Annotated in this window: 12 protein-coding genes and 3 tRNA genes; 6 read left to right on the top strand and 9 right to left on the bottom strand. The window is 50.6% G+C overall.

The features are described from left to right. Window positions 1-55 precede the first annotated feature (55 nt). A tRNA-Lys gene (locus LLG09_09150) sits at window positions 56-131 on the bottom strand. Window positions 132-289: 158 nt separating this feature from the next. Here LLG09_09150 and LLG09_09155 point away from each other — a divergent pair. The 3 genes from LLG09_09155 (at window position 290) to LLG09_09165 (ending at window position 1,275) form a co-directional block, all read left to right on the top strand. Further along, window positions 290-366, top strand: a tRNA-Met gene (locus LLG09_09155). Window positions 367-373: 7 nt separating this feature from the next. Next, window positions 374-449: transfer RNA gene (locus LLG09_09160), tRNA-Met, on the top strand. 133 nt (window positions 450-582) lie between these two features. Beyond that, window positions 583-1,275 (top strand): AraC family transcriptional regulator, encoded by a 693-nt coding sequence (locus LLG09_09165; GenBank protein ID MCE5197267.1) that lies wholly within the window; start codon window positions 583-585, stop codon window positions 1,273-1,275. A gap of 80 nt (window positions 1,276-1,355) precedes the next feature. On the opposite strand, the gene LLG09_09170 is transcribed toward LLG09_09165, so the two are convergent. Together LLG09_09170 and LLG09_09175 are read right to left on the bottom strand one after the other, a co-directional pair. Continuing rightward, a complete protein-coding gene (locus tag LLG09_09170; GenBank protein ID MCE5197268.1) occupies window positions 1,356-2,699 on the bottom strand; it encodes a M20/M25/M40 family metallo-hydrolase in 1,344 nt (447 codons plus the stop codon). 16 nt (window positions 2,700-2,715) lie between these two features. Beyond that, window positions 2,716-2,943, bottom strand: coding sequence for a hypothetical protein (locus tag LLG09_09175; protein ID MCE5197269.1), 228 nt, complete (start codon window positions 2,941-2,943; stop codon window positions 2,716-2,718). A gap of 382 nt (window positions 2,944-3,325) precedes the next feature. Between LLG09_09175 and LLG09_09180 the strand changes: the two genes are divergently transcribed. From LLG09_09180 to LLG09_09190, 3 genes are read left to right on the top strand one after another with little or no spacing between them, the layout of a single operon-like run. Beyond that, window positions 3,326-4,306, top strand: a complete 981-nt coding sequence (locus LLG09_09180; GenBank protein ID MCE5197270.1) for an ABC transporter substrate-binding protein — start codon at window positions 3,326-3,328, stop codon at window positions 4,304-4,306. A 31-nt stretch (window positions 4,307-4,337) separates the two neighbouring features. Then, window positions 4,338-5,243 (top strand): ABC transporter permease, encoded by a 906-nt coding sequence (locus LLG09_09185; protein ID MCE5197271.1) that lies wholly within the window; start codon window positions 4,338-4,340, stop codon window positions 5,241-5,243. Then, window positions 5,237-6,031 carry an ATP-binding cassette domain-containing protein gene (locus tag LLG09_09190; protein MCE5197272.1) on the top strand — a complete coding sequence of 265 codons (795 nt, stop codon included), beginning with the start codon at window positions 5,237-5,239 and terminating at the stop codon, window positions 6,029-6,031. Before LLG09_09185 ends, LLG09_09190 begins: the two co-directional genes overlap by 7 nt. Window positions 6,032-6,160: 129 nt before the next feature. Here LLG09_09190 and LLG09_09195 read toward each other — a convergent pair whose 3' ends face one another. From LLG09_09195 to mfd, 6 genes are all read right to left on the bottom strand, one after another. Next, complete coding sequence (locus LLG09_09195) at window positions 6,161-6,532, bottom strand: septum formation initiator family protein (protein MCE5197273.1); 372 nt, start codon at window positions 6,530-6,532, stop codon at window positions 6,161-6,163. Between the two features lie 102 nt (window positions 6,533-6,634). After that, a complete protein-coding gene (locus LLG09_09200) occupies window positions 6,635-6,907 on the bottom strand; it encodes an RNA-binding S4 domain-containing protein (protein MCE5197274.1) in 273 nt (90 codons plus the stop codon). A gap of 9 nt (window positions 6,908-6,916) precedes the next feature. After that, window positions 6,917-7,696, bottom strand: coding sequence for a nucleoside triphosphate pyrophosphohydrolase (mazG, locus tag LLG09_09205; GenBank protein MCE5197275.1), 780 nt, complete (start codon window positions 7,694-7,696; stop codon window positions 6,917-6,919). Window positions 7,697-7,745: 49 nt separating this feature from the next. Further along, window positions 7,746-9,356, bottom strand: a complete 1,611-nt coding sequence (locus tag LLG09_09210; GenBank protein MCE5197276.1) for a polysaccharide biosynthesis protein — start codon at window positions 9,354-9,356, stop codon at window positions 7,746-7,748. Between the two features lie 183 nt (window positions 9,357-9,539). Continuing rightward, window positions 9,540-10,628, bottom strand: coding sequence for a peptidylprolyl isomerase (locus tag LLG09_09215; GenBank protein ID MCE5197277.1), 1,089 nt, complete (start codon window positions 10,626-10,628; stop codon window positions 9,540-9,542). Between the two features lie 73 nt (window positions 10,629-10,701). Next, window positions 10,702-14,217 (bottom strand): transcription-repair coupling factor, encoded by a 3,516-nt coding sequence (gene mfd, locus LLG09_09220; GenBank protein MCE5197278.1) that lies wholly within the window; start codon window positions 14,215-14,217, stop codon window positions 10,702-10,704. Window positions 14,218-14,221 lie beyond the last annotated feature (4 nt).

Below are 14,221 nucleotides of genomic sequence, written 5' to 3' on the forward strand. Positions count from 1 at the left end.
CCCTTGGTACACCCTTGGTACACCCTTGGTACACCCTTGGTACACCCTTGGTACATGGTGGGCCATCAGGGATTCGAACCCCGGACAGGCTGATTAAGAGTCAGCTGCTCTACCAGCTGAGCTAATGACCCATAACTGGAACACGATGTATACTAACATAATTTGAAACGCTTGTAAAGAGAAAATTGCTTGTTTTATTTCAGGGTTTCACTTTATTTTCTGTTCCCTCTTGACAAAAAACTCATTTTCGGTTATACTACCGAAGTCAGTTGATTAGTCGACAGGATATCGCGGGGTAGAGCAGTCTGGTAGCTCGTCGGGCTCATAACCCGGAGGTCATAGGTTCAAATCCTATCCCCGCAACCATTCTTTTGGCGGAGTAGCTCAGCTGGCAGAGCAAGCGGTTCATACCCGCTGTGTCGTTGGTTCGATTCCGACTTCCGCCACCATTGTCAATAAAAACCACCGGGCAATGCGCTTCGGCGGTTTTTTTATGTACCTACGCTGCTTTTTTCAAAACAGAGGAAAAATCTCAGCCCTACTAGAAATAAGTTCACAATGAACAGGAAGGGCGGCGGCAGCATGAATAAATTAGACTGTTATATTCTCAATGACTCGGCAGAGCAGCACAGCCATGCTTATGCGCAGATTTTTCTGCCGCTGACCGGCTTCCTGGAACTGCATTGCAAGGATGCCGATTATACCATTCTGCCCAATGAGCTTGGTTTCATTCCACCCGATACCGTGCATCGCTGCCTGTGCAAGAATCAATTACTGACCATCAATATCCCCAACGATATGATCAAGAAGGAAGATATGCAGATCTTATCCAATCAGATTGTGTTTCCCATCAAAGGTCCGCTGATCCCGCTGATTGAGTTGATCAGGGCAGAAATCTCCGGCGGGAAAAACGATAACTCGGTTCGCTATCTTTTCTACTATCTTTATGACAAATTGATTGAAAACCACCGCACCAACTCCATCCGCTATATTCAGGAACATTTCGAAGAAGCCATTAGCGTAGCGGAGCTGGCGAAAATGGAAAACTATAATATCTCTTACTTCAATGAATGGTTCAAACGCCAGACCGGCTGCACACCGGCGAATTACCTGAAACGAGTGAGGATCGAGAAAGCAAAAGAGCTGATTGTCTCCACCGATTATACAATGATGGAAATTGCGCTGCAGGTGGGCTATCATAGCCATGCGGCGTTCAGCAGGGCTTTCAGCAAGACTACCGGGCTTTCACCGGCGCAATATCGCGCCGAACGTTGAAACCGGTCCAGGATCCAACACAACCGCCCCGGGGAGCTGAGTAATCGCGCTCTTTGGGGCGGTCGTTTTTTTGAATTACTTTAGAGTTTGCACCAGTCATGCAGATATTGCTCTTTGCTTAAGGCGGGTTGGAAGCGTTCTTTGACAAATCGCGCTTTCTCCGCCCCATCCGCCAACAGATCAATCAGCGTGCAAACCATCACTTTGGCAGCATCCAGTACGGCATAATCCGGACGAACGATATCAAAATCCACGCCGTGGAAGGTGCCTTTGGCGCCGCCGGTGTTGAAAGCCAGGGTGGGCAGCAGGTTCGCCACATCATAGGTATCAGTGGATGCGCCGAAACCGTCGCGCTCACAGTGGTCAGCACCGAAAATCTCTTTCAGATTTTCAAAGCCCAAATCTTTCAACTCCTGCGATTCATAGGGGCACATATAGCCGGGGATCTGGGTGATCTCACACTTGGCGCCAATCACGTAGCCGCCAGCCAGAAAAGCGCGGTCGACTTTTTCGGAAGCATCGAGAATTGCCGGCATGTTCTGCCCACGCACATAGGTTTCAATCCGCACATCGGCCGGGATGACATTGACGAGATTGCCGCCTTTGGTGATGATGGGATGCACCCGGATGCCATCCTCATCGCGGAACGTTTCCCGCAGGGCGTCCATCCCGTTAAAGCCGAGCCGGGCGGCAGTCAGAGCGTTGATGCCTTCACTGGGCTGAGCCGCGTGCGACTCCTTGCCGGTATAGCGGATCATTTTACCAACAAAGCCTTTGCCGATGGCGCCACCGCAGTTGGCTTTGATCTGAATCTGCTTTGTTTCTTTCTGACCTTCCGCGGCAGCATCCACTTCCGTTCCCAGCGTATGCTGCGTCAGCACAATATCCACCGCATCGAATTTACCCAGCCGAATGAATTCCTGCTTGCCGCCCAACAACTTAATTTTCCCTTGCTGAATCAGATTTTCGCGGTATTCCAGCTCGACAAATTCTTCACTCGGCACGTGCATCAGCGTCACATCGCCATCGAGATACTGCATCACGCCGGATTCTACCAGAGCCGCTGCCACGCCAATCACCGAAGCCGCCTGGGCACAGTGACCGCAGCAATGCGCTGCGCCGGTCAACGGGTCGGCATATTTATGACCAGGCACCAGCACAGCGTCCAATTCCCCCATCACGGCAACATTGATCCCGTGGCTGCGGCCGCTGAGCGGTGTAATGATGCCGGTAATCGCGACTCCATCCTCATACTTCAAACCCAGCCGGTTTAATTGTTCCTTCATCTTCGCCGCCGTCTGGAATTCTTTGTAACCAAGCTCCGGTTCCCGATAAACTGCATCATTGAGAGCGATCAATTCCTCTGCATGCCGGTCGATCACGGTACAGGCTGCTTTTTTCATTTCCTGCACATTCATCTGCATACACCCCTTTCCCTCTTCAGCTTGTTTTCTGTTCTGTTAACCCAACCATTTCGTTTGGCAAATCATACTTTGTCAGGTAAATCATAACAAAAACCGACTGCTTTGTAAAGAAATAATCTATCGTTTTCCTCAAATTTGAAACATTCTTTTCAGCCCGCCTGCCAGCTCCCGTTTCTCCGCTCCCTTTCTCTGCGTCCCACTTGGGCGGTGTTTTTAGCGCATTGGCAGACGTGTTTTTAGACATTCTCTCTTGATCTTCTGCAAATCCGACAGGTGCAGGTCTTAATTTTCTCTTGACATCGCTTGCCCAAAGCCTTATACTGACAAAAAATCACCCGTTACCGGAATGGAAAGGGAAACACCATGCACGCATTACCGACTGATTATTTAGTTGCCGTTGCTGCCAAGGCTTGCAATTCTTCTGCAAGTCTGTTTTCCTATACCTATTTTTATTATTTTAGCAGCCTGCTAAAGAATCGGCGAAGAGTACCTGCAAACTAGGTTTATAGTAATATAAACAAATGCAGCCTCGTCGGTTTCGACGGGGCTGTTTTTTATTTTCCTCGTTATTTTTGCCGGAAGTGGCCATTCTGGCATCAATATAAATCACTTAAGGAGACGAAAGCATGAAACAACATTCTTCGGTTATCATGAAAATTACTTTTGTATTACTCACAGTGACTGCTCTTTTTCTGAGCGGCTGCAATAGCGGAAATTTACCCGCTGCTTCCGCGGCAAAAACCTATCGGATCGGTATCATTCAGTTGGCAGAGCATCCCGCTTTGGATGCAGCCACAGAAGGCTTTCAAGCCACTCTAACTGAAAAACTCGGTGATAAAGTCAGCTTCAATCTGCAAAATGCTCAAGGTGAACAAACCAATTGCACCACCATCGTCAATAAATTCGTTAGCGATAAAGTCGACCTGATCATGGCAAACGCCACCAATGCAGTCAAAGCCGCCCGGGAAGCAACTTCTAAGATTCCCATTGTCGGCACTTCGGTCACAGATTACGTTAATTCCGGTTTGGCAGCTTCCAACGCCAAACCCGGTGCCAATGTCACCGGTGCTTCCGACAATAATCCGGTCTCTGTCCAAGTCGAATTACTGCAGCAGCTCTGTCCGGCTGTGAAAACCGTCGGAATCGTTATTTGTTCTGCAGAAGAGAACTCCAGAATCCAAGCTGATGAAGCCAAAACGGCTCTGGAAGCGGCAGGCTATGCCGTGAAGATCTATACCGTGGCTGACTCCAACGAGATTCAAACGGTAGTAACCAAAGCCTGCGGCGAAGTCGATGCTTTTTATGAACCCAGCGACAATCTGATCGCTTCCAATGTGACGACCATGTCCAATATTACCACCGCGGCCGGTAAACCGGTGATCTGTGCGGAGCAAAGCATGTGCGAAAACGGTTTTCTCGCTACCTATTCTATCAGTTACTATGACCTCGGCTGTCAGGCAGGCAAGATTGCCTATGATATTTTAGTCAACGGCGCCAAACCAGCCAGCACCCCGATCTTTACCTTTGATGCCAGTAATCTTGCTTTGTTTATCAACAAAGCCAACGCAGCTGAACTGGGGATTAAAATACCGGAGACTTTAAAGTAAAAAGCTCCGCGGATAAGGTAAGGTAATGATCATGCAGCTTCTATCATTGATAAATTCTTTACCCGGTGCGATCGCACAAGGATTGATCTGGGGAATTCTGGCGCTCGGGGTAGCGGTTAGTTACAAAATCTTGAATTACGCCGATTTGACGGTGGACGGCAGTCTTTGTACAGGCGGCGCGGTTTGCGCCGTCTGTATCGCGGCAGGAGTCAACCCCTATTTGGCGCTGCTGTTTGCTCTGCTGGCCGGTTTGCTGGCGGGCTTTGTCACCGGTCTTTTACATACAGCGTTAGGGATTCCCGCCATCCTGTCCGGAATTTTAAGCCAATTGGCGCTCTATTCGATTAATATGCGCATCATGAGTAAATCGAACGTGACCATCAGCCGAACCCAATTCACGCTGATTTTGACCAGCGCCGAAGTGAGGCATGCCATTCTGGTCGGGACAATAGCAGCTCTTGCCGTAATCGGTTTGCTTTTTTGGTTTTTTGGCACAGAACTCGGCTACGCCATCCGCGCCACCGGCAACAATGAAGCGATGGCACGGGCGCAGGGCATTAACACAAACACCGCCAAGGTGATCGGGCTTGCTCTTTCCAATGGTTTGGTTGGCTTCGCCGGCGGCTTGCTGGCGCAGTACCAGGGCTGTTCCGATATCAATATGGGTCGCGGCGCCATTGTGATCGGCTTAGCCGCCGTTGTGATCGGCAAAGCAATCCTGGGCAAACGCGAAAACTTGGCGCTCAGGTTTAGCGCAACAGTCTGCGGCGGCATCGCTTACTATATCGTGCTGGCCATCGTGATTTTTGCCGGCCTCTCCACAACGGATCTGAAGTTGTTCTCTGCTATCATCGTCGCTTGTTTTCTTTCTGTGCCTTTTTTGAAAGACAAGTATCTAATGCTGCATCCAAGTAAAGGAGGTAAACCCGCATGTTAAAAATACGTAACATCAGCAAGACCTTTCATGCGGCTACGGTCAATGAAAAGACCGCCCTGCAGCATCTTTCTCTCACCCTGCAGGACGGCGAGTTTGTCAGTGTGATCGGCAGCAATGGCGCCGGCAAATCGACGCTGCTCAACGCCATCGCAGGCACCTTTCTGATCGATCAGGGTAGCCTGGAAATGGATGGAATCGATTTTACTCAGCTTTCCGAAGCCAAACGCGCTGCGTTCCTGGGCAGAGTTTTTCAGGACCCCATGATGGGTACTGCTTCGGAGCTCTGGATCGAAGAAAATTTGGCACTGGCCAATCGGCGCGGCGAGCGGCGCGGTTTAAGCCGCGCGATTACCCGTCAGGAAAGGGAGCATTTTAAACAACTGCTCAAAGAACTTGATTTGGGTCTGGAGGATCGGCTGACCAGCAAAACCGGCCTGCTCTCCGGTGGACAAAGACAAGCCCTGACGCTCTTGATGGCTGTGCTGAAAAAGCCAAAATTACTGCTGCTGGATGAGCACACGGCAGCGCTCGATCCCAAAACCGCAGCCAAAGTCATGGCCATCAGCAATCATTTCATCCGGGAGGAACAGCTTTCCGTTCTGATGGTGACGCATAATATGAAGGATGCCATCGCCAACGGCAATCGCCTGATTATGATGAACAACGGAGAGATTATTTTGGATGTTAACGGCCGCGAAAAGCAGGCACTGACTGTTGAGGATCTGCTGCTGGCTTTCTCGCGCGCCAGCGGCAGGGAATTTGCCAATGATCGTGCACTTTTAGTATAACAATGAAATTGTCTCGCGTTTTTGTTCTTGTCAATGCCACAAAAACGCTTGTCTGTTTATAAATACTAAAAAGCAATCGCCGTTCTCTCACACAGAGCACGGTGATTGCTATTTTTTTGAGTTGCTGCTTCACTCGATGATAAACATGATTTCTCCCGCTCTCAGCATGCCAAGTCTGGAGCGAGCCGCTTCGGCAACATAAGCATCCGTTTGCAAATAAGCCAATTCTTCTTTCAGTTCCGCTTGTTCCTGCAACAAGGCTGCTTTTTCTTCCTGAATCATACGGTACTGCGCTTCCACCTGCTTGATGTTCTGCTCGGTGGCAATGCCCTGGATCAGGAAATAACCCAATGTAATCGAAGCAATTACCAAGAGCAGCTTTTCCCCCAGTTTTTGAAAACGCGGCGCCTTCTGCTCTGTTTTTTTACCGGTGATGGTATAGAATCTGTGTGATGGTATGACGCTTGGCGCCGCTGTCTTTGGGTTCTGCTGATCTTTCATACAGACTCCTCCTTCTCAAATATCATTAAGTTTCAGTTTAGCATGTTATTCTTCATTGTGCAAGTAAAAATTCAGATATAGATACAGAAATGTATTTTCCTGTTACCAGTCAAATGTCACTTCTTGCCGTGTTTCTGATAAAACCTTATACATTTCGGCGGCATCCTCTTTTTTAGGCGCCGCTGTGATGCTGAGAACTTGCACGGTTGTGGTGCGGGAACCGAAATGCAGCGTGATGACATCTCCCACTTTCACCTCCGCCGCCGGTTTTACCGTTCTGCCGTTGAGTTCAATCCGCTGGCTATCCGCAACTTCTTTGGCAAGCGTCCGCCGCTTGATCAAACGCGAAACTTTCAGGAATTTATCGAGCCGCATTGCTTCCCCCTATTCTGCAGCCTTGATCTGCTGCCACAATTCTTCCTGCTCTGTCAGTGTGAGTGAACTGAATACCTTGCCTTGTTGCTGCGCCAGCTGTTCCATTGCCTGAAATCGCCGGCTGAACTTCAGATTCGCCTGCAGTAAAGCCGTTTCCGGCTCCACCTCGAGGAAGCGAGCCAATTTTACGGCGGCAAACAGAAAATCACCGACTTCCTCCCGAACGGCTGCCGGATTGTTTTGCGCGGCTGCCTGTTTTACTTCTGCGCTTTCTTCCTCGATTTTCTGCCAAACATCGCGGATATCCGTCCAATCGAAACCGGTTTTGGCCGCTTTGCTCTGCAGTTTGGCAGACGCCATCAAAGCCGGCAAGGCGGGGGGAATCCCGTCCAGTGCCGAATTGCGCGGTTGATACTTTCGCTCCACGACCTTGATGGCTTCCCAGTTCTGCATTACCTCCGCGCTGTTTTTTACCTGCAGATTACCGAAGACGTGCGGATGACGCCGCTGCATTTTATCACAGATCGCCCGGATGATATCATCCATCGTAAAAGCAGCTTCCTCTTCGCCAATGGCAGCGTGATAAACAACCTGCAGCAGGAGATCGCCCAATTCATCCACCAAAGCCGGTGTATTCCCCTGCTGCACCGCTTCCGCCACCTCGTAAGCTTCTTCAATGGCATAGGGGCGTAAACTGTCATGCGTCTGCTCTCTGTCCCAGGGACAGCCATTTTCACCGCGCAGGCGCTGCATGATCTGCAGCAACGGCTGTAAATCTCCTTTGGTCATCCGCTCTCAAACCCTTTCTTATTATCGCTGCAACAGCAACCTCTTTGATCTACTTCTGTTTGGAAAAACGGTTTAAAATCTTTATCACGGCAGGTCCCAATTTAGGAATACTGCTGAGTTCTTCCCGGTTCAAACCGCCGCTGAGCAGAAGAACGCCGGCGTAGAACAAAACGCCCAGCATCACGCTGCAGCCGGTGGAGATCAGAATGCTGCCAGTGATACGGTGCAGCAGCGGATAGCCAAAATAAACCGTCAAGCCCATCAGGGCGGAACTGATCACCGGCGCAATCAGCAAACCGCGCCAGTCCGGTTTCATTTCGGTATAGCGGTAGACCGCCAGCAAATTCATCGCCACAGCAATGGCAAAACCAATTCCGGTGGCAATCGCCGCTCCGTAAATATTAATGGAGGGAATGCCGCAGAGCAGGAAAGTCAAAATAGATTTCACCGCGACACCAACCAGCATGCTGTAAACCGGTAAACTGATGCGATCAATGCCCTGCAGGATACTGGCAGATGTTTGATAGAGCAGCAAGAAAAGGATCACCCAGGAATAAACCGCAATGATATTACCGGCATTGGCAGAGCCGTAAAGCAATTGCGCCACCGGACCGCTCAGTAGATTCAATCCCAGAGCGGCAGGCAAAGCGATCAGAACACTCAACTTTAAAGCGAGATTGGCGCGGCTGCGCATGGTAACGCCGTCTTTGCGCACCATCGCTTCGGTGATGGAGGGAATCAGAGAAGCGGCTACCGCTACCGTCAGAATACTGGGCATATTGATCAAAGGCCCGGCTTGCCCGGAATAACGTCCGAACAGCGTCGTCGCTTCTTCCACACTGAAGCCGGAAGACTGTAAGCGTCCGGTAATCAAGAGCGTATCCATAAATTGCATCAACGGCCAAATCAAAGAGCCTAAGGTCACCGGAATGGCCAATTTCAGCAAACGCTGTAATACGGTGACAGTTTTTTCTTCCGGCAGCACGGCGGCGCTGACTGACCCGCTCTGTTCTTTTTGGCGGTTCGTTCGCAGATACATCATTAACAGGTAGAGGAAGCCGGCGGCTGCACCTAAGGATACCCCCATGGCAGCACCGGCGGCGGCGGTTTCCAGACCGCGCCCGATCAGTAAGAAGGCGAGCACGAGAATCATTACCACCCGCACCAGTTGTTCCACGGTGTCGGACATGGCGCGGGGGATCATATTTTGTTTGCCCTGAAAATAACCGCGGAACGGCGCCATTAAAAAAACAAAGAAGACAGCCGGAGCAATACAGCGCAGCGGCAATAAAGCGCGCGGTTCTTTTAAATTAAACTCAATCCAATAAGGCGCGCCCAAGCCCAGCAACGCGGCGATCAGCAAACCTAAGACAGCGGAAACCAGCATGGAGAGCCACAATACTTTGCGGGTGCCTTTTTCATCCTGCTCGACGGTTTTCTCGGCGACGATTTTAGAAATTGCCAAGGGCAGCCCGGTCATCCCCACCGTCATGAAAACAAGCGCCAGGTTATAGGCCATTTGGTAAAGACCAATTCCCACATCGCCAATAATTCGGGTCAGAAAAATCCGATAAACCGCCCCCAAGACTCTGGCAAAACCACCGGCAAGGGTAAGAATCATCGTATTCAATAAAAAAGAAGGTTTTTTATCCGATTTCATTGCAATGTCCACCTGTCTGCCTTTTCAATTTCAGCCTGATCCTGTTTGGATGCCGGCTCATAATCATGTTATTTTCGCTGTTGGGTAGTAAGTGACCTTCTTTTTTTGCAGAACAACCTACCTTGACACCATCAAAAAACCGCCCGGCCTGTATTCCGAGCGGTCTCTCGCCTGGTCCGTCTATTACTTATCTTCCACCATGCCGAGCATCGCATTTTTAGCGCTGGTCGGACGGATGTTGGCTTTTTCAACAACGGCTCGCAAGACGGCATTGATCTTGCTGTCAACCATATCTGTCTTGATGGTATCAATGGCTTCTGACAACGGAGTCACCTGATTGCCGTCCAAACGGATGATGTGCCAGCCGAATTCGGTTTTAACCGGCTTGCTGATTTCACCGACTTCGGTCAGCTCAAACAACGCCTTGGTATATTCTGCCACCAAACCGGTCTGTCCATAGTAACCGATCTTGCCGCCATTGGCTTTCGCGGTTGTATCGATGCTGTAGGCGTCGGATAACGCCGCAAAATCCTCACCGGCCGCCAATTTGTCATAAACCAGATTGGCAGTCGCTTCATCGGCTACCAGGATGTGGCTGGAATCTTTTTTAGTATATTTATCCAGCAGATGTTTTTGATAAAATGCCGCAATCTCTTCGTCGGTGTAGACAAGTTCCGCTTTAATTGTCTCACGCAACCGGGTGGTCAGCAAATTTGTGCGGGCGCTGACGGTAAAGTAGTCGCGGGTAATGCCGCCGGCAGTCAATTTCTCATCTAAAATCTGAGCGCCTGTTTTACCGAGCAATTCAGCCAGGCGCGCCGCTTCCGCTGCCGACGCCGACGCATCCGTACTATACAGCGCGGCGCTGTCCATTTCCAATTTGGCATCCGTCGCTGCCTGATAGAGGAAATATAATTCCAGGGATTTTATCGTATCGGCTGCGGCTGCGCTGACCTCCTCGTCGCTCACTTGCAAACCGCGAGCAGTCGCTTCCTGCACCATCAATTTGTCCATAGCCGCATAAGGGGCGATGTTTTCCTGATAATAGACATTATCTACTTTCACCGTAGCGTCATATAAGTAGTACTGACCCAAAAGCGCTTTGGCATCTGCAACAGTAACTTTTTCACCGTTGACGACCACCAGGTTATTTTTCTGATCCAGAGCAAACCAGATTGCTCCGCCTAGAATAGAAATCATCAGGACCAGAATCAGCCACTTCACCCAAGAGGCCAACGGTTTAGTGAGATTGCTTTTTGCTTGATTGCTCAATTTCTACAACTCCCATTCATCTTCGTTTTTACTGTTCTTTAGCATAATACCACAAGTCATTATAAAAGTCTGCTTAATTTTTAGCAATACGTTGGAAGCCCTGCAGGAAAATTTCAATTTGCTGTAACATTCCGGATGTGCTTAAATTACTGGCATCCAGGAGGAATGGCGTCGATTTCCCGGGTTGATACCGCAGCCGTCCATTCATTCCGATGACCAGTAAAGCGGCATCATTGAGTGAATAGCTCACGTTTTCCGTTTTGATCGCAATCACATCATCCGGTTTATAGCTGATTTGACTGACGCCGCAGGCGGACGCTCTGACACGCAGTTTGGCAATTTGGATTAAATTGCGCAGCTGCAGCGGCAAATCACCGAAGCGGTCGATCAATTCATCCACCAATTCCGCCAGTTCCGCTTCGTCTGCCGCCTGAATGCGGCGGTAGAAATCAACTTTATGCCCCGTATCGGCAATATAAGCGGACGGAATAAAGGCATCCACAGGCAATTCCAATAATGTTTCGGTTTTCTTCTTCGTCACGCTGCCCTTTAATTCCTCCACCGCTTCTTTCAGCAATTGAGAATAGTATTCGAATCCCACCGCCGCAACATGGCCATGCTGTTCCGCTCCCAGTAAATTTCCCACGCCGCGCAGTTCAAGATCGCGCAGCGCGATTTTATAGCCTTCCCCCAACTGGCAGAATTCTTTTAAGGCTGCCAGCCGTTTTTCGGAAACTTCCGACAATTGTTTATCGCGCGTGTACATAAAATAGGCATAGCCAACCCGGTTTGAACGCCCGATCCGTCCTCTCAGCTGATGCAGTTGGGAGAGTCCGTAGCGATCCGCATCACAGACAATCAGGGTATTGACGTTCGGCATATCCAGACCCGCTTCAATGATTGTGGTGGAGATCAGCACATCATATTCGCCATCGAGAAAATCCGACATGGTTTCGGCCAGTTTTCCCTCCGCCATTTGCCCGTGCGCGATCACCATGCGGACCTGCGGCAGCAGTTGCTCCAGCATATCCTTGAGGACCGGCAGCGCGGCAATCCGGTTATGCACCACAAAAACCTGACCGCCACGCTCCAACTCCCGCTCGATGGCTTCCCGTACCAGCTCCGGATTCCATTCCATCACATACGTCTGCACCGGAAACCGGTTTTCCGGCGGAGTCTCCATCATACTCATATCCCGGATCCCGATTAAAGACATATGCAGAGTACGGGGAATGGGTGTGGCCGAAAGCATCAGCACATCCACATTCGTCTTTAGTTTTTTCAGTTTTTCCTTAGCTGCCACGCCAAAACGCTGCTCTTCATCGATGATCAGCAAACCCAAATCGGCAAATTCAATATCCCTGGAGAGGATCCGATGCGTTCCGATCACGATATCGACTTGCCTGTTTTTCAGTTGGCGAATGGTGTCTTCATTTTCCCGGCTGTTGCGGAAGCGGCTCATCAACGCAACGTTAATCGGAAAATTGGCCAGCCGTTCCCGAAAAGTATTGAAATGCTGTTGGGCCAAGACCGTGGTCGGAACCAAGATCGCCACCTGTTTGCCATCGGCCACTGCTTTAAAGGCGGCACGGAGGGCTACTTCCGTCTTGCCGAAACCAACATCGCCGCAAAGCAGACGCTCCATCGGTCGGGGCTGTTCCATATCCTGCTTAATTTCTTCGACACAGCGCAGCTGATCCTCGGTTTCCTCATAGAGAAAATCATCTTCCATTTCCTGCTGCCAGACGGTATCCTTGGAAAAAGCATAGCCCGGGCTGGCTTGCCGTTTCGCATAGAGCCGCAGCAGATCCGCAGCCATATCCTGTACTGCTTTTTTGACCTTGGCAGTAGTGCGGCTCCATTCCGTACTGTTCAGGGTATTGAGATGCTGCGTCTTGTTCTCGCTGTTGCCGATATATTTCTGAACAAAACCTATTTGATCCACCGGCACATAGAGTTTGTCTTCACCGGCATATTGGATATAAAGATAATCCTTCTGCAAACCCTCCAGAATCAGGGAATGCACACCCAGATAACGGCCGATGCCGTGATTGACATGGACTACCAGATCCCCGATGTTCAGCTCCCGGTAAGTGCGCAGTTTCCGTCCTTCGGCAGACGCTTTGCCGCGCCGTTTTTTAATTTTGGCAAAAAATACGCTGTCCGGCAGGACGGCAAAGCGAATGGAAGACATCTCTATGCCTTCGCTGATAAAACCCTTTTGAACGAGAATCTGACCCGCTTGCGGAGCGGTTGCTGCCGTGGACAAGCTGCTTTCCAATTCATATTCGCGCAGCAGCTCCTGAATCTGCTTCGCCCTTGCCTCGTCTTCCGCCAGGATCAGGATATGGTAGCCGAATTTCCGCCAGCGGGTTAATTCGGAGATCAGATTGGGCAGCACGCCGCGTAGCATGGGTAAGGATTTCATCTGATTGTTGATCACATCCACCGGTTTCAGCCAGACGGGACGGCGCAGCAGCATTGTCATGCTGATGCTGCGCTCGCAGTTGAGTTCCGGCAGCAAATCGTTAAAACTGATCAGGTGCTTCAGCCTGCCGTGCAGCATTTCACCGCGGGCAAAGCTCTGCAGGCAATATTCCTGGATTTCTTCCAGGCGGTGCTCCGCTGTTTCCTGCAAACGGGAGGGTTCATCCAAAAAGACGAGCGGCTTTTGCGGAAAATAGTCCGTCAGATAAACGGTCTGCGCATAAAAGTAAGGCAGATACGGACCCCAGCGCTCATCGATTTCATTCGCATCCAAGCGCTGCAGCAATTCTTCCACCCGCTGCTGCAGTTCGGCTGCCTGCTCCGGCGCCGCGCTTTTACGCAGCCGCGCGAGACTGTCGGCCAAATCGGCCGCAATGGCTTTACGGCCATTTAGTTTCGCGGCCGGCGTCAGGATGAACTCGGCGCCGGGAGAAAGTGTGTATTCCTGAATCGGTTCATAAGAACGCTGATTGACCGGATCAAACAGGCGAATCGAATCGATTTCGTCATCAAAAAGTTCGATGCGCACCGGCAGGGCGTCAATCGCAGCGTAGATATCGATGATACCGCCGCGGCGGGCAAAACTGCCGGGAGTATCAACGGTAACCACCCGTTCATAGCCTTGCGCCACCAACGATTCCATCAAACCCTTCAAGTCCAGCCGGTCACCTGTATGGAGGCTCAGCTGACGGGAGACCATGACCTCGGGCGGCAGCAGCGGCAGCATCAGCGCCTCGATATCGGTCACAACACCGTCCAGTTTCCGATTGAGCAGATCCAAAAGCACTTGCAGCCGCTGGTTGCTGAGATCACGGCTGGCTGCGGCGGAATCATAAAAGAAGCTCTCATTGGCCGGAAAAAAACCGATGCGTTTGTCAGGCAGCAATCCGCAAATATCATCAAAAAGGTTTTGTGCCTGATTATGACCATAACTGACTAGGAGGAAAGGCAACTCCTCCGCCGCCAATAAGGCAACATGCAGGGATTTTTGAGCGGTATCGGATAATCCGTACAGACAAACAGGCCCACGCTGCGCATGCACAGCCCGGGTCAGTTGCATCATTTGTTCAGTTTGATAGAGCGGGGTAAAAGCCTTCAGCAAAGCA

Source organism: Negativicutes bacterium, from assembly GCA_021372785.1.
Taxonomy (GTDB): domain Bacteria; phylum Bacillota; class JAAYKD01; order JAAYKD01; family JAAYKD01; genus JAJFTT01.